The organism is Maribacter spongiicola, assembly GCF_004364165.1.
GTDB classification, from domain to species: domain Bacteria; phylum Bacteroidota; class Bacteroidia; order Flavobacteriales; family Flavobacteriaceae; genus Maribacter; species Maribacter spongiicola.
Genome location: NZ_SOAY01000011.1, coordinates 126,496 through 149,591 on the forward strand (window position 1 = coordinate 126,496; position 23,096 = coordinate 149,591).

Below are 23,096 nucleotides of genomic sequence, written 5' to 3' on the forward strand. Positions count from 1 at the left end.
ATTATTCATAATTTTGAGAGTACTAAAAATATAATTGCTTGAAACTATCTAGAGAATTAAAAACAGGAATTATTGTTATTGGTGGCATATTACTGTTCATCATGGGATTCAGCTATTTAAAGTCAACCCCAATTTTTGATAACAGTAAAACATTTTACGCCGTCTACCCAAATGTTGGTGGGTTGCAATCTGGTACCAACGTTTCTATTAACGGCTTCAGCGTTGGTAAAGTAAATGATATCAAATTTTTAGATGAGAAAGGTAATTTGCTAGTGACCTTTACAGTAGGAAATGAATTCAAATTTTCTAAAAATAGTATCGTTGAATTATATGATACTGGTATCATTGGAGGAAAGGGACTTCAGATCAGAACCATTTTTGATAATGAGTTTGCAAAATCGGGTGATACGCTACGTACAGAGACTAGACCGGGTATTACAGATTTGGCACAACAAAAACTAACGCCGTTGGTGCGAAAAGTAGAATCTGCCATATCTGGTGCAGACTCTGTTCTGGTTAATGTTAACTCTGTTTTAGACGAAAAGACCAAAAGAGAATTGAGAGAAGTTATCGGAGGGTTAAACGTTTTAATTACTAACCTGAATACCAGTACCACTCAAATTAATTCTGTTTTAGATGGTAATAAAGAAAAGCTGAATAGCTCATTCGAAAACTTTGAGCAGTTAACTGCTAATTTTGCAAAGCTTTCAGATTCATTAAATTCAGCAGGACTAGGTAGAACTTTAGCAAGTTTAGAATCTACTATGGCTAGCTTAGATAAGGTTACAGAGAAAATAGAGAATGGCGATGGGTCATTAGGGTTACTTATGAATGATAAGGAACTGTATGGTAACTTAAATAGTGCATCTCGTGAACTAGATTTGTTATTACAAGATTTTCGTTTAAATCCGAAGAGGTATGTGAATGTATCTGTTTTTGGTAAAAAGCAGAAAGATTACGAAGTGCCAGAAGATGATCCGGCAGCAAATTCTATAGAGAAGTAAAGAAGATTAATTTATATGCAATATCTCCCGAATATTATTTTTGTAGTCCTGCTAATAGTAGGTATTGGTTTTTTTGTAAAAAATGTTTCAAGGTTGAAACGAAATATTTTTTTAGGTAAAGAAGCTTCGTTAACGTACAATAAGCCACAACGTTGGAAAAACATGGCAAAGATCGCTCTAGGGCAATCTAAAATGGTAGTGCGACCTATTGCAGGTGCCTTACATATTATAGTTTATGTTGGTTTTGTTATCATTAACATTGAAGTTCTAGAAATTATTTTAGATGGTATTTTTGGTACACACCGAATGTTTGCGGTATTGGGGCCTATTTATGATTTTCTAATAGGATCATTTGAAGTGTTAGCCCTATTGGTTATAATAGCTGTTGTTGTTTTCTGGATTAGAAGGAATGTAATAAAACTGAAACGGTTCTTTAAGCCAGAAATGGAAGGGTGGCCTAAAAAAGACGGAAATCTTATTCTTTATATTGAGCTCGTATTAATGTTTTTGTTTCTGACCATGAATGGTGCAGATTATCAATTGCAACAAATGGGCGCAGAACATTATGCTGCTGCTGGGTCTTTCCCAATCAGTAGTTTTATTGCTCCTCTATTTGAAGGTATGTCTATCTCTACTTTGGTTTTGATAGAACGTACCGCTTGGTGGTTACATATTGCAGGAATTTTATTTTTCCTAAACTACTTATACTACTCAAAGCACCTTCATATTCTTTTGGCTTTCCCAAATACATATTACGGTAAGTTGACACCAAAAGGACAGTTCAGAAATTTACAGTCTGTTACAGATGAAGTTAAAATGATGATGGACCCAGATGCTGATCCTTACGCAGAACCGGCTGAAGATGCTGCTGTTCCAGATAAGTTCGGGGCATCAGACGTGCAAGATTTAAGTTGGGTACAATTACTAAATGCATACACGTGCACAGAATGCGGTCGTTGTACTAGCGAATGTCCTGCTAATCAAACAGGTAAAAAATTATCTCCTCGTAAGATTATGATGGATACTCGTGACCGTCTTGAAGAAGTTGGTAAGAATATCGATGCTAATAAAGGGGAGTTTAAAGATGATGGTAAGCAATTACTGAATGATTATATTACACCAGAAGAGTTATGGGCATGTACATCTTGTAATGCCTGTGTTGAAGCTTGTCCAATAAGTATTGATCCTCTTTCCATTATTATGGATATGAGACAGTATTTGGTTATGGAAGAATCTGCAGCTCCTTCAGATTTGAATAACATGATGGGTAATATTGAGAATAATGGAGCACCTTGGCCATTTAACCAAATGGACCGTTTAAATTGGAGTAAAGAATCTTAAAGATAGATATGGCAAGTGAATTAAAAGTGCCTACAATGGCAGAATTTTTTGCGTCGGGAACTGTACCTGAAGTTTTGTTTTGGGTAGGTTGTGCTGGTAGTTTTGATGATAGAGCAAAGAAAATAACGAAAGCCTTCGTAAAGATTTTGAACAAGGCTAATGTATCTTTTGCGGTACTTGGTACAGAAGAAAGTTGTACGGGTGATCCTGCAAAACGTGCCGGTAATGAGTTTTTGTTTCAGATGCAAGCAGTGACTAATATAGAGGTGCTGAACGCTTATGAAATTAAGAAGATAGTTACAGCGTGTCCGCATTGTTTTAATACGATAAAAAATGAATACCCTGGCTTGGGCGGTAATTATGAAGTTGTACACCATACACAGTTTCTTAAAGATTTACTGAACGATGGAAGAATTTCTATGGAAGGCGGTAACTTTAAGGGGAAGCGTATTACATTTCACGATCCTTGCTATTTAGGGAGGGCAAACGGAGTTTACGAGGCGCCAAGAGATTTAATTAGAAAACTAGATGCCGAGCTTATTGAAATGAAAAGCTGCAAGCAAAGAGGTCTTTGTTGTGGTGCTGGGGGTGCGCAAATGTTTAAAGAGCCTGAAAAGGGTGATAAGGATGTGAACATTGAACGTACTGAGCAGGCCTTAGAAACAAAACCAGAAATTATTGCGGCAGGTTGTCCTTTCTGTAACACGATGATGACCGATGGTGTTAAAAATAAAGAAAAAGAAGATTCGGTACAAGTTATGGATATTGCTGAAATGATTGCAACGGCCGAGGACTTATAATAGTTAAAAAAATAAGATTTGCTAGTAGAATTTAATACGTTACCAGAGACTGCAAGAGTTTGGATTTATCAATGTAACCGTTCATTTTCTGAAAGTGAGATGGCTGAAATTGGGTTTGATTTAGATGCTTTTTTAACCTCGTGGACTGCACATGGTAATGATTTACAAGCTGGGTACGAAATAAAATACAAGCGATTTATTGTTATCGCCCTGGATCAAACTGATCAAAGCGCTACAGGATGTTCAATAGACGCCTCTGTTCGTTTTATACAAGCTCTAGAAAAGAAGTATGATGTACTTCTACTAGATAAGATGAACGTTTCTTACAAACAAGGTGAATTTGTAGCTTATAAAAGCTTATTGGATTTTAAAGCTATGGCGAAGCAAAAAGCCGTTTCAAAGAATACCATTGTCTTCAATAACCTAGTAACGAATAAAGGCGAATATCTTGAACATTGGGAAGTACCTGCTTCTGAGAGCTGGCATGCTCGTTTCCTTTAACATAATTTCTTCTTAAGTAATAGATTTTATTGGGTTATATCGATGAAATGCAATAATTTCAATCCATAATAGTTATCTCAGTACATATATTTTTATGCGCTATATTTTTTTTCTTATTTGTGGATTGTTTTGTTGTTCAAATTTACTGGCTCAAAACCCCTTGGTAACCAAAGACAGCACTGCTCAACAGAGATGGGTAGATACACAGTATGCTCAAATGAGCTTAGATCAAAAATTGGGTCAGCTATTTATGGTAAGTGTTGCTTCTAACCAAAGTAAGCAAGCTACCGATCAAATTAAGAATTTGATACTTCAAGAGCATTTAGGAGGTGTTATCTTTTCTAAAGGCGGACCTGTTCTACAAGCAAAACTTACAAATGATTATCAAACTGCTTCAAAAGTTCCATTATTAATTGGAATGGATGCCGAGTGGGGACTTTCCATGAGGTTAGATTCTACCTATGCATTCCCTTGGAATATGACCTTGGGGGCTATTCAAGATAATTCAATCGTAGAAAAAGTCGGCCATCAAATTGGGAAGCATGCTAAACGTTTGGGAGTACATATAAATTTTGCTCCTGATTTAGATATTAATACAAATCCGAAAAACCCAATTATCGGCAATCGTTCTTTTGGAGAGGATAGAGATAATGTAGTCGCGAAAGGAACTGCTTTTTCAAGAGGTATGGAGAGTGCTGGGGTATTGGCAAACGGGAAGCATTTTCCCGGTCATGGCGATACAGAAGTAGATTCTCATCACAATTTACCGGTTATACCTTTCTCCAGAAAAAGATTGGATAGTTTGGAACTTTATCCGTTTAAAAAATTAATCAGTTCAGGTTTAAGTAGTATAATGGTTGCCCACTTAGAGGTGCCTGCACTTGAAATGAAAAAAGGAATGCCTTCTTCCTTATCTGAGCAAATTATTACAGGTATTTTAAAAGAAGAGTTGGGGTACGAAGGATTGATTTTTACCGATGCCCTAAATATGAAAGGGGTTTCTACAAAAGGTAATGATGGTAGTGTTGAATTAGATGCATTTATGGCCGGTAACGACATGTTACTAATGCCAGAAAATATTGTTAGCGCAAAAGAGAAATTAACCAAAGCTTACGAAAAGGGTAGGTTATCTGAAGAGCGATTAGCTTATTCGGTCAAAAAAATATTACAGGCAAAATATAAGGCAGGTCTTAATAACTACAAGCCAATTCGTTTAGATAATTTGTATGAAGATTTAAATGGTCTTGAAGATGATATTATTTATGAGCAAGCTATTGAGAATGCTATAACCGTTGTTAAGAATAAGTTAGACTTACTTTCAATTAAAAATCTTGACAATAAAAAAATCGCTTATGTAAAAATGGGCGATTCAGATAATGAGTCATTTGTAAAAGGATTGAAAAACTATGCAGATATAACTGTAGTTGAAGCTAGTGATATTAATACGTTAAAAGCAAAGCTTAAAGATTTCAATTTGATCATTGTAGGACATCACATGAGTAATGATAGTCCGTGGAAATCCTATAAATTTTCAACTAAAGAATTAAACTGGCTGCAAGCAATAGGAAGTGAACGTACTTCTAATCTTATACTATGTGTTTTTGCCAAACCATATGCGTTATCAGATATTAAATCATATGATACAATCGATGCTGTGGTAATGTCTTATCAAAATAGTGATATAGCACAAGAAAAAACAGCTGAAATTTTATTTGGTGCCGTAAGTGCAAGGGGTAAATTACCTGTTAGTGCCCACAAAGAATTTCCCGTTAATATTGGGGTGCAAGTTAAATCTTTAAGTAGGTTGGGCTATAGTATACCAGAACGGGTTGGAATGAGTTCTAAGGGACTAAGAAATATTGACGAGTTAATGAACGACGGGTTAGATAGTTTGATGTTTCCTGGTGGTCAGGTTCTTGTTGCTCGAAAAGGAAAGGTAATCTATCAGAAAAGTTTCGGTAAACCAACATACGATAGCAAAGAAAAAATAACCAACGATTACGTATATGACTTGGCTTCTTTGACTAAAATATTGGCAACTTTGCCAATGGTCATGAAAATGGAGGAAGAAGGTAGAATTGGCTTGAATAATACATTTGAAGAGTTAGTGCCTAATTATTCTAATACCGAAATTAAAAATGTTACGGTATTAAAAGCACTTTCACATTATGGGCGTTTGCCTGCGTGGATTCCTTTTTACATCAATACGCTAGATGAAAATAAAAAGCCTTCAGGTGAATTTTATAGAAACTCGCCATTACCAGGTTTTTCGACAAAAGTGTATGATAATCTGTATTTAGCAGATGCTTATAAAGATTCCATTTATAATAGAATAGGGCGACAAGATTTAAAATCTAATAGATACCGTTACAGCGACGTTCCTTATTATGTAATGAAAAAGGTTGTTGAAGAAAGTTACGATCAAAGGTTAGACGCATTGTCAAACAATTTTCTTTATAGTAGAATAGGGGCAAACCACACTTCGTATAATCCGTTAGAAAAATTTGATAAGAAAATGATTGTTCCGTCAGAGGAAGATGATTATTACAGATACGGTACCGTACAAGGTTATGTTCATGATATGGGTGCGGCTATGCAAGCTGGTGTAGGAGGCCATGCCGGACTTTTCAGTAATTCGAATGACGTCGCTAAGATCATGCAAATGTATCTTCAAGATGGGTATTATGGCGGCACTAAATTTTTTGATTCACGAACAGTAAAAAAATTCAACACCTGTTATTTCTGTGACAATAATGTGCGCAGGGGAGTAGGTTTCGATAAACCACAGTTACAACATAGTGGTCCCACTTGTGGTTGTGTTTCAAGAAAAAGTTTCGGGCACAGTGGTTTTACAGGAACATATACTTGGGCAGATCCAGAAGAAGAAATTGTCTACGTATTTTTATCAAACAGAACATATCCATCTGCATCAAACACACTTTTAGTTAAATCTGGGTTAAGAACTAGAATTCAACAGGCTATTTACGATTCAATTCTGAATTAAAAAAGGTAGTTTTGTTATAATGAAAATAGCAATAGTATGTTACCCTACCTTTGGTGGTAGTGGTGTAGTCGCAACAGAATTGGGAATTGCATTGGCTAATAGAGGTCATGAGATTCATTTTATTACCTATAAGCAACCTGTTCGGTTAGAGTTGTTGAGTAATAAAATATTCTTTCATGAAGTTCATGTGCCAGAATATCCACTATTTCATTATCAGCCGTATGAACTTGCATTATCTAGTAAGTTGGTTGATACCATTAAACTTCATAAAATAGATCTTTTACACGTGCACTATGCAATACCACATGCGTATGCGGGGTATATGGCAAAGAAAATGTTAGAAGAAGAAGGTATCTATGTGCCAATGATTACAACATTACATGGTACCGATATCACTTTGGTGGGTAAACATCCTTTTTATAAACCAGCAGTTACTTTTAGTATTAATCAGTCTGATGTGGTTACTTCAGTTTCTGAAAGTTTAAAACAAGGAACTTTAAATACTTTTGATATTAAAGGCGAGATTGAAGTTATCCCTAATTTTATCGACGCAAAAAAATATAGTACTTCTTTTACCAATTGTCAAAGATCAAATATGGCAAGTGAAGGAGAGCGCATAGTAACGCACATTAGTAACTTTAGAAAAGTAAAACGTATACCTGATGTAATTAAAATATTCAGTAAAATTCAACTTCAAATTCCTTCAAAACTTATTATGGTCGGTGAAGGACCAGAGAAAGAAGGTGCTGAGCGTTTATGCGAAGAATTGAGTATTGCCGATAAGGTTATATTTTTAGGTAATAGTAATGAGATCGATAAGATTTTGTGTTTTTCAGATTTATTTTTACTGCCGTCAGAGTCAGAAAGTTTCGGTCTAGCAGCTCTTGAGGCGATGATAAACAAAGTCCCTGTAATTTCTAGTAACGCTGGTGGTATACCCGAAGTGAATACCGAAGGTGTAAGTGGGTTTTTGAGTGATATTGGTGACATCAACGATATGGCAGCTAAGGCGATTACCATTTTAAAAAATGATAGTGTTTTAGAGAGATTTAAACTTAATGCCTTAAAAGAAGCACAGCGTTTTGATATTCAAAAGGTGGTTCCGCTTTACGAAGAAGTATATGAAAGGGCTTATAAAGGAAGATTCAAAAATGTTTAAATATTTTACTTGTTTTTTTCTGTTAGCTATAATTCAGCTGAATTCTTGTAAGAGCACTGCCCAAAGTAGTTTGCAAGAATCTAATGATACGGGTATGGAACTTATTTTAAATGAGAATTACAGCGGATTTGAGCATGAGGAGTATCTTTTAATAAAGAATCAGAAAGAATTGAATGCTTTTTACGGTAAAATAAACCGGACCAGAAAACCAGGATTGACTCCGCCTTCAATAGATTTTAGTACTGAAATGATTCTTATATGGTGCGGCGAAAGTACAGCTTCTAATTATGCTGATTTAGAATTGAACGAGAAAGCTGATTATTTGGAAGTACATAAGTTGAAATCTACAGATGCTAAAGAAGATAATGCATTTATTGTAAGTCCTTTCAGCATGTATAGGTTGCCTGTAAGTACCAAAACTCTAAAAATTCAAAAGTAATTAGTCGATAATTATTCTACATTCAACTATCAAACGATTTTTATTGCTGTATAAAGTAATTATTTGCTAAGCAGCTCACCTACAACTAATTTTACATTTTATAACCCCAAATTATCAATTATGAAAACTACCACTGTTTTTAGTTTTTTAGTACTGCTTATGTTCTCATCTGTCACTTTTGCCCAAGATGAACTTCAGATAACGGCAAAGGATAGTATTGTACAGAGCTCTTGGATTTTTGGTGTCGGTTTAAACGCTGTAGATGATTCAGGTAACGTTTTTAACGGTATTTTTAATGTTAGTGATGAATGGAATATTGTTCCTTTTCCTTCTAGAGTAAGTATTGGAAGGTATTTTAAAAGTGGTTTAGGTTTGGAAGCTGTTGGTACCTATAATCAATATAAGGAAGGTAAAATTATTGATGCAGAAGTTATTTCTGATAATATCAGTTATTTTGGTATTGATGGTAGAGTAACTTATGACATTAATAAGATTATTGGTCAGACAGCATGGTTTGATCCCTATGTAGGTATTGGTGCCGGGTATACAGATGCAAATAATAAAGGGAGAGGTACTTATAACGCAGTAGTCGGTTTTAGAACATGGTTTTCGGATCGTTGGGGGTTAGACTTTAACTCGACTGGTAAATGGGCTATGAGTCAAGGTGAAGGCGCTACCAACCATATACAACATGCAGCGGGAGTTGTTTATCAATTCGGTATTGAAAAAGGACTTTCTAAACGAGGCGAGGAAAAACTAGAACTTTTAGCAGCTATCGCAAAAGAGAAACAACGTCAAACAGATTCTATCAATGAAGTTAACCGTTTAAAAGACGAAAAATTATTGGCAGAAAGACTCAAAAAACAACAAGAGGAAGATGCATTGGCTGCAGCTGAGAAAGCTAAAGTAGATGCAATTAATAAGCGTAAGACAGAAATTAAGTCGAGAATTGAGAATTTAGGAAATGTATATTTTGGTTTAAACTCTTCGGTTGTTACTTCTTCATCTAAAAAAGTGTTAGACTCTTTAGTTCAGGTTTTAGAAGAGATACCAACATTAACTTTAAAAATAACTTCCCATACCGATTCTCGAGGAACCTCGAAATATAATGACTGGCTATCGCAACGCAGGGTCGATAAAACTAAGGATTATTTACTATCTAAAGGAGTATCTGAAGATAAGTTGACGACAGAAGCTTACGGTGAGACCCAACTATTAAACGAGTGTGATGATAATACATATTGTCCTGAAGAAAAGCATGCGGTTAACAGACGTTCTGAGTTTGTGATACTAGAATTCTAATAAGATTACACCTTATAAAAAAGCCCCTTTAGTAATTACTAAAGGGGCTTTTTTATAAGGTGTTAACCAACAGAGAATGTAAAGACCTCAGAGGTAGATTCATTACCGATGCTATCTTTGGTTATAATTTTCCAATAATAGGTTTTATCTGCTTCAACTGGTATATCATTAAATCTAGTTTCTGTAATATCCGTTCCATAAAGCTGAGGGTCTTTTGCTTCACCAAAAAATAAATCATAAGAAACAATGTCGTCATCAGGATCTTCTGATTTCCATATTAAATTAACCGTTGTGCTAGTTTGCGATATTGAAGCTCCTGAAACAGGGGAGATAGCTGTAGCAGGATAGGGTACTGCAGACTCTAAACCTGGACCTTCATTATAAAAATTCCAAATTTCGCTAGTACTATTGAGTTTTCCGGTTACAAACCATGAATAGGGTACGCCGCGATCTAGGGTAATGGCAACGTCAGAATCATCACTTTCTATTAATTCTGTCTGTTCACTTACAACATTCGTTAAATGCACGATATACGGACTATTATCATTTTCATCTAACCATTCAAAAACGAGCTCGCTTTGCGTATCAGAAACTATGATTCCTTCGGTACATTCAGAGTCATCTTCAGGGAAGATTAGCGTGATGTTTATTTGATCTTTGGCGTATTCCAAAACATCTGAATCTACACCGCATGATTGAAGTATTACTAATAGGAAAACTAAAAATCCGCTTTTTTTCACTGTTTTAAAAGTTTGAAGGATTTATTGAAGTTATCATTCTTCAATCTTAAAAAATAAATACCTGAGCTTAATAAGCTAGTATTAATTTCAATGATTGATTGTTCAACATTATAGTTGCCTGAATGTACTAAAACTCCTGCTTCTGTAAAAATAGCTATTTCAATCTTATCTACTGTAAGAGTTTTTAAATCTATTGATAGACTATTACCTACCGGATTTGGATAAATTATTGGAGTCGTTCCCAAATATATAGTTTCTTCAAATTTTCCTTGACACAGTTGATCGGTAATAACACTTATCGTACTAATTTCATCTAATAACGGAATGCTGATTTGTTCTTTTCTAGTTTGAAAACTTTTACCGTTTACTTTCACGGTATATTCATCGCCACCGCTCAATTTTAAGTTTACACTGTTGGTCAAAGAATCGAAGTCTAAGAGTACACTTAAGGGTAAAGGTTCGTTAATAATTATTTTAGAACAGTTTTGATAATTTGTAGAGGAAGTAGAAGATATGCATAAATTATATTCTCCTTTGGCTAATTCGGCAATAGTTAGTGTTTCAGTGAAGGCAATGGTTCTATTTTCACCTTCACCAGTAATAGTAGCATTAAATTCTTCGTCAGTTAAAGATTCAATGAATAAAGATCCGTTATCTCTACCAACACAAGAAGTACCTGTTGAAGTAATTTTAAACTGATTAGCAGGATATGATGTTACTATGCATCCATTTTCATCTACTAATTCACCATTGGGAGTGTTAGGGCAAATATCATTTATATTTAAAACACCGTCGCCATCATCATCTGATTTATTACTAGCGGCTGCTATTGTCAATATAAAATCAGTAGTGCAGCCTTCTGACGTTGTAAAAATATAGGTTCCAGATTGTGAAGTATTTGCGCTCTCTATTACATAATCATTGTTTACGACGGAACCTCCAGGTAAAGTGATTGTAAAAGCAATGTCATTAGGTAAAATGCTTAAGGTTATGGCATCTCCTTCGGTAATAGTTAAGTTGTTGCTTCCACTATCCCAAGTACCATCAATCAAATATTCGGGTATTACACTTTCGTTAGTGCAAAAAACCGCTCCCCATTTGGCAATATTATTCGCATTGGTATTTCCTGCACTACTAAAATTGCCACCAACCAAAAGTTCGGTGTCATTCTTAATAAACTGTAAAGCATTAACTCTAGTATTTACCCCTACATTTGTAGCTGTACCTAAAGCTTGCCAACCATTTTCGGTACTCCAACGTGCAATATTGTTTACTAACTTATCAACTGTACCATTATCAGTTGCAGTATCAAATGTACCACCAACATATATATAAATTCCACTGCTGGTAATTGCGTTTACATTCCCACTTACTCCAGTCCCTAAAGCTTCCCAAGTGTTATTGTTTTTATGGTATCGAGCTATTCTATTTACAGTTTTATCTCCGGCAATAGCAAAATTACCACCAACATATAAATAATCACCTGCAGAATCCATGGCTTGTACAAATCCACTTGTACCAGAACCAAGAGCAGACCAATTAGAGCCGTTCCATAAGGCAATTCTTGTTGCAGCTATACCACCGGCAGTATCAAAATTTCCGCCAATATATACCCTATTATTATCATCTATATGTATAGAGCGAACCTCATTGTTGGTACCTGAAATATTAGTTGTGGCATCGGTCAGTAAGCTCCAAGATTCATTTTCCCATTTTGCAATATTATTGGCATCCAAGCCACCAGCTGTTGTAAATACACCTCCTACGAACAAAGTTCCATTTTCATTAAAAGCCATGGTTGCGATTGGTCCGTTTGTACCAGAACTCAAGGCTGACCATGTAGTGCCGTTCCACTTCGCGATATTGTTAGCTTCAATGCCGTTTACTATAGTAAAATCACCTGCAATGTAAAGAGTTCCGTCAGGGGCTAAAGCTATTGCTAGAACAGAACCTTCTACGCCACTACCAAGTGATGCCCACACTTCAGTATCACTTAGAGTTGCCAAGTCTGATGCACTAATACCGCCGGCAGAATTAAAGGATCCAGCAATAAAGCTTGTACCATTGGTTGATGATATAATAGATTGCACGATACCATCTGTACCTGAGGATAGTGGTTTCCATTCTCCTATTCCGTTTACGGGAGTTGTTACGGGACCTGTTATGGTTTCTGTTAATTTAAATAATTTAGCATTTGCCCCATAATCAGAAAAATATAATTCACCAGCTTCATCTTCACCAAATGAGGAAATAAATTCTCCATTTGTTTTAAAAAGAAGTTCGTTGGTTGTACTTCCGTTGGCGGCATTGTATGCTAACGCCCATACACGGCCAGAAACATAGTCGCCATAAATGTATTTATTTTTTAAACTATTGCTTGTTAAAGATCCTCTATAGGTGTAGCCACCGGTTATGGAAAGGTCAGATGCATTATGGTCATAGAAGAATATTGGTTTACTATCGGGTGAAGTAGCAAGTGATGTTTCGTTACCATAGCTAGGTTCTGTATTTGCTTCAAACCTATTCCAACCATAGTTGCCGCCTTTGGTAATTATATTTATCTCTTCATAGGAATTTTGACCTACATCTGATCCCCAAAGGTTACCAGTTGGGTCAAAAGAGAATTTCCAGGTATTTCTAATACCCCAGGCATACAACTCATCTAATCCCGATTGACCTACTCTTGGATTATCTGAAGGTATTTCATAATTGCCATTTGGTAGTTCAGCGTTTGTTTCTACCGGATTATTACCATCAAGATCAATATCGATTCTAAGTAAACTACCAAAAACGGTATTTAAATTTTGTCCATTTCGTTGAGGATCTCCGCCACCGCCGCCATCACCAATAGAGATGTACAAATAACCATCTGGACCAAAAGCAATTTTGCCACCGTTATGGTTAGAATCTGATTGGTTTTTAGTGAATTGCGCAATGATGGTTCTTGAATTAGCGTCAATCAAGTTAGGGTTAGTGCTGTTAACAGTATAACGAGCAATATTAATTCTATAATTACTGGGCTGGTCTATATAGTAAACAAAAATGTAGCCATTAGTACTGTAATTAGGGTGAAGGGCAAGACCTAGAAGTCCTATTTCTTGACCCGCACTATAAGAAACTATTGAAGAAATATCTAAGAATGTAGTAAGTTCTCCAACAGTTGCGTTAGATTTATTTGGAAATACTTTTATTCTACCAGGCTGTTCAACTACAAATAGGCGGTTGGATCCATCGTTGCTATTTTGAATTTCAACAGGAAAGTTGAAATCTAAATTCGGGAAAGCATTTTCATATGAGACCTGACCTCTGCTTGGGTGTATTGATAAAATTATTAGGAAAATAATTAACACTATAATATTCTGCTTCGGCGACATACGTGTTTTTTAGAACGGTATCAAATATACTGTTCATTCTACTATTTTCTTAATTTAGAATACTTAAAATTGGACTCTAAAAAAACGCTAAGATTTTAGTTGACAATTGTTAAATGAGATTGGCTTGTATTTTTTCAGCGAGAATATTACTAGACCATATAATTCTTGCGCAATGCTCTAAATGCCAAAAAATTTTATCTTCGATTTGGTTACCAGCTAATAAGGGCCCTGCAACAAATAAGTTTTCTGAAGCTTGCATATTTGCATCTACTTTGAATCCTATTTTAGATAAATTTGGTTCACATAGACCTTTGTTAATAAGATTTTTAAAGAATGGTGATAAATCATTGGAATTTAAGTCTACGCTCCCAAGACAATTAATAACAATATTAAAGGTTTCAGAATCTTCGATAGTCTCTTTAGCATTGCTGTTACTATAAGTCATGGTCAAGCCATCTGAACTTTCGTAAAGACTTTGAAAACGACCTTTAATATGTTCAAATCTTTCACGATTTGATAGTTCTTCGACAACAGATAGATAATGATTGCCAGCGCAACGCTGTCGTCTACCGATTTGATTACCATAAAAACATGCAAAATTCAATAACTCTTCATTGGTCAAACTTGGGAGTAAAATACCAAAACCTTTAGAAATAATACCAACTGTTGTAGCTGCACCTAGCCCTTGCTTTTCAGCTTCATCAATATCTTTGTGAGCTGCTTCCGCAATAGTTTTGGCGGTCAAATTTTTTTTCTCGGCAAGTAATTCTAAATGCTTTGCCTTAAATTGTTTTGCCTTAATTGAATCAAATGTTCCGTCAGGCATTACACCATGGGAAGAGAGGGTTTTAAATGACGTATCATATTCATCAATATTTAGTTTATCACAGATTTTGTAAATCATTTCTAAACCACTTGCATTTGCGCCTAAAACTGCAATTTTTGTTTTTAGTTTTTTTGATTTACGACGATTTATGAAACTTGAAATTTGTTCCATATTTTTCTCCATTCCTAAACCATATGGTTCTTTTATGTAGAGGCTATTATTATGATTCTTTATTTCGCCGTTAAATAATTTTTTATAGGGTAATGAACCTATAGAAAGCACTATTTTTTCTGAGGAAATAAAAGTATTGTCTATAAAATTAATTTGAAAATTATCTGCTTTTTTGGTGATGTTACTTGTTTCTTTTTGAATGTAAGTTATTTTTAGTTTTTTTTCGCCTTCTAACTTATCTATTCGTCCCAACACCTCTTGGTTAATATACTTGCCGAAGAAAAATCTAGGAATATATAAATCATCCCATTCTCCTTTTTTAAATAGGGGGCTGTTTATTTCTGCCCACTTTGTAGCATACATTCCACCATTCTCGATAAATTCCTCTACAAGTTCATCAAGGTTGGCATCTAGCCAATTCTTAAAATGTGTTCTATGTGGTTCTGTAATGAAGTTCTTTAGATCCTGTATTAAAAGAACTGATTTTCCAGAACGATTACCATAAGGCATACCTTTAAAGAAATCATTACTCTTGTCTATAATGAAAATTTCTATTTCATTGATGTGTTCTTCCTTTTCAATGTTATCTAACAAAGGAATTAAGGTATAACTTGTCGCTATCCCGGCTCCAATAAATGCGATTTTTTCTGACATTTTTAAAAAATATATTATATAAAATTGACTAAATATTATTGAATTTCAAAGGCATGTATTTTATATTTGTTCAATTCGACTATATCATCGATTATATGCTCAAATTTAGTAATTAACTTTGCTTTCTTCGTATAAAAAAAAGCCCGTAGTTAACGGGCTTTTATAGCGGAGGAAGAAGGGATTCGAACCCTCGGAGGCGTTAACCTCAATAATAAAATACATCATTATCTACAATAGACCACTCTGCCATTCCTCCAATTCTTTATAGAAAACGTGTACTATTTGATAATATTGTGGGTATGTAATTTTTTTAACCAAATGAAATTTATTTTGTCCCAAGGTTAAGGTAAATTTGCACGCTGTTTATTAAACGTATATATATGAAGTTGAACGATATTAATCTAATACTAAGTTATTATAGGTTTTTTTTGTAAAGTAAAATTGAATTTGTTCAGTTATAAAATGTTAAAGATGAAAAGAAATTACCTATTGAACTTAAATACCATAAAACAATCTGCTTTAGTTATAGGTATAACTGGTTTTGTTTTTATGGCTCTGAGTTTTGGTCCTACTTTTATGGGGCCTGGTCTTAGTATAGTGGACGTAGAATCATTTGATATTGAGGTTAATACTAATTTCCCCGTAAGTGGCGTAGGAGCACCTGCTTTCGCGCCTGCTTTTCCTAACTTACAGTTTGATTCGCCAATCACGTTTAATCCTGTACCCAATGATAACAAAATCGTTGTTGGGCAATTGAACGGTGAAATTTATTGGATAGATGATAATAATAATGCCGCACAGGAAAATCTAATTGTCAATTGGTCTGCTGAAATAGGCGACCGTAACGAAGGAGCCGTTTGGGACGGTGGATTTTTGGGATTGGCGATACATCCGGATTTTGGAGTAGATAATACGAAAAATTTCTTTTTTGTGTACTACACCACCAATGCTGCCAACAATGCTTTGGGCAATTCACAAGGGTTTTCTTGTGGAAAGGAAGATTTCAGTGGTAACTATTTGTTGTTGGAGCGCTTTGAAGTAGACCCAGCTACTATGTTACTTGTTCCAGGTAGTCGAGAAATCATGATACGCAGAGAATTATATAATACTACCCACCGTGGTGGTGGCATGACTTTTGGACCGGACAATTATTTATATCTTACTACTGGTGATCAAGCAAGCTATTCGCCTGCACAGGACATTGCAAATAACTTGGACGGAGGGGTGTTGCGTTTGGATGTTGATATGATTGGTGGTACAGTAAGTCATCCCCCTAAAAGATTTTTACAAGATCCAGGTGTTGGTAATACGAATACGGGTACCCCTGGCTTTCTTGCTAGTGAAGGTTTAGAAACTTCCGGCGAATTTTATTTTATCCCAAATGACAATCCTTTTAATGTTCCATTAACCGATGTTACCAGTCCTGTATTTGAAGAATACTATACTATTGGTCACCGAAGTCCGCATCGTTTAACTATGGACACTGCTACCGGAGATTTATATATTGGTGAAGTTGGGGAATCTACGCATGAAGAAATAAATGTATTGCGTAATGTTCCTGAAACTGCAGGTAATAATTATGGTTGGCCTCTATGGGAGGGAAATGCACCGCATACACGAAATTGTGGTCTTACCCAATTATACAACAATGCACCTCATGAAGGTCCTTTAACTGATTTTGTTCGTGACCAGGCAGGTTCAATCATAGGTGGTTATGTATATAATGGTAGTATTGCGCAATACCAGGGGCGTTATATCGCCGCTGATTATTTAACGAATCAGCTTTTTGCTATTAACACTCAAGGGGGTAGTAAAGAAAGTTTAGGCGTAGGTCCTGGACAAGTTATATCTTTTGGTCAGGATACTAGTGGGGAACTTTACATGCTTACTTTAGGTGCTGGTGGGGATAGCGGAATTTTTCGTTTAACAGAATCAAGCACATTACCTGCTCCTGCATTATTATCAGATACGGGTGTATTTAATACGGGTGCATTAAATGATTTCTCGGATATTCAAGAATTAAGCACAACCTCTGGTTTTGTACCTTACGAAATGATTGAATCCTTTTGGTCTGATGGTGCTTTGAAAAGAAGATGGATTGGAGTACCAAACGATGGTACGCACAACACACCGGCCGAACAAGTAGAATGGACCGAGAATGGTATTTGGAACTTCCCTGATGGCTCTGTAATTATAAAGCATTTTGATTTTCCTATTGATGAGGCTGCAACGCCTACCACACGTAAAATTGAGACACGTTTTTCAATTAAAGCAGATAATGGTGAATTTTATTTTTTGACTTATAAATGGAGGGCAGATGAATCAGATGCCGAATTGGTAGATATGAGAATTGGCGACACGGCTACAATCAACGTAACTCGTGGCGGTGTTCCAGATACTGTAGATTGGTTATACCCTTCTAATGCACAATGCATCCAATGCCATAGCCCTGCATTGGGTGGTACTTTAGGTTTGCGTACTCGAAATTTGAATAGTAATTATGATTATTCTACGCATGACCCCGACGGAGAAGTTGGAAACCAATTAGTTACTCTTAGTGAAATGGGTATTTTAAATGTAAACATTACTGATAGCGATACGCCAGGATATTTGACTCATATAGCTATCGACGATTTAAATGGTTCTACCGACGAAAAGGCGCGTTCTTATTTAGACAATAATTGTGCTTATTGTCATCAGCCGGCTACAGGTAATGGTTCAGAAATAGATTTACGACTAATCAATACCTTAGCTCAAACGGCGATGCTTACGGCTACAGGTAATAATATTCCTGGAGAACCTACGATTAATCGCATTGTGGTTCCTGGAGACGCAGCCAATTCACAATTATACCACCGGGCCAACAGCTTAACGGCAGGTGTGAAAATGCCTCCTGTATCCAAGGGAATTGTAGATGCCGAGGGCGTAGCTTTACTTCAACTTTGGATAAATGGGCTGCAAGAACCTGCTGATGTGCCTGCTTTAGGTACTTATCGCTTGGTGAATTTTGAGACCAAGGGTACCTTGGGAGTAGCCGACGGGGAGAATCAGCTTGGTGCGAATGCTGTAGAGCAAGGGTATCAAGGGTTGGATTATCAACATTGGGTGTTGGAGAATGCAAGTACTACTAATTTTTACAGGTTTACTCCAGTGTTTAGTGCACGTTACCTTGACGTTAATGGAAGACCTGCTGATGCAGACTTTCAAGAAAATGTTTGGATATGGAATAATGATCCTAATACTTTCGCACAGCAATGGGAGATAATTCCAGATGATATCATTGATGGTATTCAGACCTATTTTATAATCAGCCGTGTAAATGGTGATTACCTCACATTAGAATCTAATGGCAACGTTGCTGTTTTAACATATGATCTTAATAATATAAATCGTTTTAGATGGCAATTTGAAACTCCGAGTGCAACGCCTTTGACATTTGGGTTAGAATTGAGCAAAACGGTAGTTGTTACTAACGAAGGTGGTTTAGCAGACAATTTTAATGTCTCGCTTAGTGACGCACCAGCATCCGATGTAGTGATTGACATTACGCAAACAGGTGAAGTTGATGAATTCGTTGTAGCGCCTGCAACATTGATATTTACCGCAACTAACTGGGCAACACCTCAAGTGGTTACAGTTACAGGGCAAGACGATGCAGATGATGATTGCGTTCAATATTTTGGTATTGGTGTAGTTGTAAATTCTGCTCTTAGTGATGCAAATTACGCTGGTTTTTCTAAAAGCCTAGAAGGCTATAATGAAGACGATGAAGGTAGTTTGGCATGTCCACCTACATCAGGTATTTATCGTTTAGTAAATGTTGGCAACAATCAATCTATGGAGGTCGCTGCAGCAGGTTTGGCGTGGCGAGATAATATAGAGACTGGACTATACGAAGGCGCTTCACATGAGCAGTTTGAGCTTATTTTTAGAGGTGACGGTCTTTACGCTCTAGTGGCTCAGAATAGTGGTTTGGCAATAGATGTACAGGGAGGTGTAACTACGCCAAATACGAATGTTTGGCAGTATGATTATGCTGAAAACACCAATAATTTGGCGCAATTATGGCGTATTGTCGGTGATGGTACAGGTCAATTTTCTATTATAAGTGAGCGGGGAGGTCATTATTTAGGTGTCTCGACCGGAACTAATAATGTATATGTAAACATAAATGATGGTAGCGACCGCTATAAATGGCGTTTTGAGGATATCAGCCAGTTGAGCAATGCGGGTGTGAACATTACTCCAGAATTGGTCTATACAGATGAAGATGGTGATACAGATTCTTTTGACGTAGTCTTAAGTAGCGCGCCTACGGGGGATGTGAATATTGGAATCAATGTTTTAATGAATGCCGATGAAATTAATTTGGATATTACGCAACTTGTATTTACGACCACAAATTGGGATACACCTCAAACGGTTACTGTAACTGGATTGGATGATTTGGACGCCGATGGCGTGCAGGAATTTGAAATCGAGGCAGTTGTGGTTGCTCCATTCAACGATGCCACATACATCGCAGGTGTTGGAACTACAATATCAGGTTTTAACTATGATAACGATGGTGGCGATAATGGAGCACCAAGGCCTGGAATCTACCAACTGCGTAATTCAGGGAATGGGGAGAATTTAATGCCCATTGCTGGGGCCAACGTTTGGCAGACTAATATGGTAACAGGGGAATACCTTAACGAAGAGTATCAACATTTTGAGTTGGTAGCTGCTATAAACGGTCTTTACAGATTGAAATTAGTGGTTCCTGATCCAACAAGGGGTGACTTATATTTGGATAAGCAGGGAGGTCCATCAAATCCTAATACCAATATTTGGTCCTATCCATCTTTAAGTCCAGATCCTAATTTTGCCCAACTATGGGATATTGTGGAGGCTGGCGACGGTAGTTATTACATTATCAGTGCTATTGCAAATGCCAACTTTACCAATAACACGTATTTGAGGGCAGAGGATGCTTCGGGTACAGAGGGTAATGTAAGCATTGCGACTGATGATACCACCGATTTCTTTAAATGGCAGTTCTTGGGAACAGGTTTTGCTCCTGTAGCAATTTCATCAGCAGATGTTCTAACAGGTAATGAAGACCTTACGGTACAATTTTCTAGTGCTGGTTCTACCGATGACAAAAATGATATAGTGTCTTATCTATGGGATTTTGGTAATGGTGATACTTCAAATGAAGCTAATCCAGAATATACATTTGAAGATGGTGGTTCATATAATGTTATTTTAACAATTGAAGATGGTGACGGTTATACAGATGTTGCCGATACTATAATCATTGATGTTAATGGAGCACCTGTTGCTGTGGCATCTTCTGATTTGAATGGAGGTGAAGCTACTATTGATATTTCATTTACTGGTGATCTTTCTACAGATGACGTAGGTATTGCGTCTTATTTATGGACATTCGAGCCAGGGGAAACATCTGCAGTTGCAAACCCAGTTTATACATTTACTACGGTAGGAGTTTACAATGTTACTTTAACAGTAACCGATGCTGGTGGTTTAGAAGACACAACAACATTAGAAATAACGATAACCGCGCCTAATCAAGCTCCGGTTGCAGTTGCATCTTCAAATGTTACGGGTGGTATTGTTCCTCTTGAAGTTGAATTTACTGGAGATCAATCTACAGATGATGTAGGGGTTGAAACTTATTTATGGACGTTCGAGCCAGGTGAAACTTCCGCCGATGCAAATCCAACTTATACCTTTAATGATATAGGTGTCTATACAGTAGAATTAACAGTTACCGATATAGAAGGACTAGAGAGCACAACGACAATTGATATTACCGTAACAGCGGACAATCAAGCTCCAGTTGCTGTTGCCTCTTCTAATGTAATTACAGGTGATGCACCTTTAGAAGTTCAATTTACTGGTAATCAGTCAACTGATGATGTAGGTGTAGTATCTTATTTGTGGACATTTGAACTTGGTGAAACATCAATAGAGGCTAACCCAACGTATATATTTGCTACAGAAGGTACATATACAGTTACTATGGTGGTAACCGATGCTGGTGGTTTAGAAGATGCTACGACTGTTGAAATTATAGTGAATGCAGATCAAACTCCTGTTGCCGTTGCCTCAGCTAGCGTGACACAAGGTGATGCGCCTTTAGAGGTTCAGTTTACCGGTGATCAATCTGCAGGTGTAAATGATATTGTTTCATATGCTTGGGATTTTGGTAATGGTGATACATCGACAGAGGCAAACCCAACATATACTTATAATACTCCTGGGATGTTTATTGCAACGTTAATTGTTACGGATAGTGAAGGGTTAACAGGAACATCTACTATTGAGATTACTGTTAATGGTGTTGTTGGAGATAATCCTACAGCTGTGGCTTCAGCTGATGTTACTAGTGGAGATGCGCCTTTAGATGTTCAGTTTACAGGAGATCAATCAACAGGTGTAAATGATATTGTTTCATACGCTTGGAATTTTGGTAATGGTGTAACATCAACAGAGGCGAACCCAACATATACTTATAATACTCCGGGTACGTACAATGCAACTTTAATAGTTACGGATAGTGAAGGGTTAACCGGAACATCTACTATTGAGATTACCGTTGGTGGTGTTGCGGTTGATAATCCTACAGCTGTTGCTTCAGCTGATATTACTAGTGGAGAAGCTCCGTTAGTGGTATCGTTTATTGGAGATCAATCTACAGGAGTTAATGATATTGTTTCATATGCATGGGACTTTGGTGATGGTGAAACATCAACAGATGCAAATCCTACGTACGTTTATAATACGCCAGGTACATTTGTAGCAACATTAATTGTTACCGATAGCGAAGGGTTAACCGGTACATCTACTGTAGAAATCACTGTAACGGGTGGTGTTAATTTAGCGCCAATTGCTGTAATTTCTTCAAGTGTTGAAATAGGGGAGGCTTTAGTTGAAATTATTTTCACAGGTGATCAGTCTAGTGATGATACCGAGATTGTGTCATATGCTTGGAATTTTGGAGATGGTAGTACTTCAGATGAAGTTAACCCAGTTCATACTTTTGCTGAGCCTGGTACATATACAATTACGTTGATAGTTATAGATAATGGAGATTTAGTTGGTGAGACTAGTATAGCACTACAGGTGCTTGATGAAAAAACTGTACTTGAAAATGATGATTTCGAAGTAGTATTATCACCAAATCCATCTGTTGATTTTGTAGAGGTTTCGTTCTCTGGAGATTTTAATATGGATGATGTAATCGGATTAATGATCCATGATATGAGTGGTAGATTAATAAGAAGATACATGCCAGAAGAAATAGCAGATGATAATAAATTTAGAATTTCAACTGCAATTTTTAATAACGAAGTGTATGTGATAACATTGGTAATGAATAGTCAAGAACCAATTTCTAAAAGGTTGGTTATTAATAAATAACGTTATTACAAATAAGAATATAAAGTGGTTCTATGATTTACATAGAACCACTTTTTTTTATACATAAATCTAATGGTGTACTAAGTGAATTAAAAGACTTAGCTATTATAAATTTTAACCAGTTGGTGATACTTATAATTATGATAAAAATTAACTTCTATAATATTTGTATTGATGAAAAAGCATAGCAAGAATATTCTGCATAATGTTATACGTAATAATTTAAATAGACTATAGTTTTACATCTTTCAGCTTTCATTCCCTAATTCTCAAAGCAATTTTTTAAGTTTCTACTAGCTTTAAAAAGTGATTGTATAATTTTTAAAAGAATCATGGGTAAAAAATAAATTACTTGA

Annotated in this window: 12 protein-coding genes and 1 tRNA gene; 9 read left to right on the plus strand and 4 right to left on the minus strand. The window is 36.2% G+C overall.

Going from position 1 to position 23,096, the window contains the following annotated elements:
* Positions 1 to 38 precede the first annotated feature (38 nt).
* The 8 genes from CLV90_RS08810 (at position 39) to CLV90_RS08845 (ending at position 9,550) form a co-directional block, all read left to right on the plus strand.
* Positions 39 to 1,004: an MlaD family protein gene (locus CLV90_RS08810; RefSeq protein ID WP_133687145.1), complete on the plus strand. Its 966-nt coding sequence runs from the start codon at positions 39 to 41 to the stop codon at positions 1,002 to 1,004.
* A 15-nt stretch (positions 1,005 to 1,019) separates the two neighbouring features.
* A complete protein-coding gene (locus tag CLV90_RS08815; RefSeq protein ID WP_133687146.1) occupies positions 1,020 to 2,345 on the plus strand; it encodes a (Fe-S)-binding protein in 1,326 nt (441 codons plus the stop codon).
* 8 nt (positions 2,346 to 2,353) lie between these two features.
* Positions 2,354 to 3,145, plus strand: a complete 792-nt coding sequence (locus CLV90_RS08820; RefSeq protein ID WP_133687147.1) for a (Fe-S)-binding protein — start codon at positions 2,354 to 2,356, stop codon at positions 3,143 to 3,145.
* Positions 3,146 to 3,163: 18 nt separating this feature from the next.
* Complete coding sequence (locus CLV90_RS08825) at positions 3,164 to 3,646, plus strand: ABC transporter ATPase (protein WP_133687148.1); 483 nt, start codon at positions 3,164 to 3,166, stop codon at positions 3,644 to 3,646.
* 94 nt (positions 3,647 to 3,740) lie between these two features.
* On the plus strand, positions 3,741 to 6,650 hold the full coding sequence (locus tag CLV90_RS08830) for a glycoside hydrolase family 3 N-terminal domain-containing protein (protein WP_133687149.1): 2,910 nt from the start codon (positions 3,741 to 3,743) through the stop codon (positions 6,648 to 6,650).
* Between the two features lie 19 nt (positions 6,651 to 6,669).
* Entirely contained in the window at positions 6,670 to 7,809 is a 1,140-nt protein-coding gene (bshA, locus tag CLV90_RS08835) for an N-acetyl-alpha-D-glucosaminyl L-malate synthase BshA (RefSeq protein WP_133687150.1), read from the plus strand.
* On the plus strand, positions 7,802 to 8,248 hold the full coding sequence (locus tag CLV90_RS08840; protein WP_166638554.1) for a hypothetical protein: 447 nt from the start codon (positions 7,802 to 7,804) through the stop codon (positions 8,246 to 8,248). The genes bshA and CLV90_RS08840 overlap by 8 nt, the downstream gene beginning before the upstream one ends.
* 120 nt (positions 8,249 to 8,368) lie before the next feature.
* Entirely contained in the window at positions 8,369 to 9,550 is a 1,182-nt protein-coding gene (locus CLV90_RS08845; RefSeq protein WP_133687152.1) for an OmpA family protein, read from the plus strand.
* Positions 9,551 to 9,612: 62 nt separating this feature from the next.
* Here the strand turns inward: CLV90_RS08845 and CLV90_RS08850 are convergent, their stop codons facing one another.
* From CLV90_RS08850 to CLV90_RS19215, 4 genes are all read right to left on the minus strand, one after another.
* Positions 9,613 to 10,290 carry a hypothetical protein gene (locus CLV90_RS08850; RefSeq protein WP_133687153.1) on the minus strand — a complete coding sequence of 226 codons (678 nt, stop codon included), beginning with the start codon at positions 10,288 to 10,290 and terminating at the stop codon, positions 9,613 to 9,615.
* Positions 10,287 to 13,664, minus strand: coding sequence for a PQQ-dependent sugar dehydrogenase (locus tag CLV90_RS08855; protein WP_133687154.1), 3,378 nt, complete (start codon positions 13,662 to 13,664; stop codon positions 10,287 to 10,289). Before CLV90_RS08855 ends, CLV90_RS08850 begins: the two co-directional genes overlap by 4 nt.
* Before the next feature lie 109 nt (positions 13,665 to 13,773).
* Positions 13,774 to 15,315 (minus strand): FAD/NAD(P)-binding protein, encoded by a 1,542-nt coding sequence (locus CLV90_RS08860; RefSeq protein ID WP_133687155.1) that lies wholly within the window; start codon positions 15,313 to 15,315, stop codon positions 13,774 to 13,776.
* 166 nt (positions 15,316 to 15,481) lie between these two features.
* Positions 15,482 to 15,571 (minus strand) — tRNA-OTHER (locus tag CLV90_RS19215).
* Positions 15,572 to 15,786: 215 nt separating this feature from the next.
* On the opposite strand from CLV90_RS19215, the gene CLV90_RS08865 reads away from it, so the two are divergent.
* Positions 15,787 to 22,740 (plus strand): PKD domain-containing protein, encoded by a 6,954-nt coding sequence (locus CLV90_RS08865; protein WP_166638555.1) that lies wholly within the window; start codon positions 15,787 to 15,789, stop codon positions 22,738 to 22,740.
* Positions 22,741 to 23,096 lie beyond the last annotated feature (356 nt).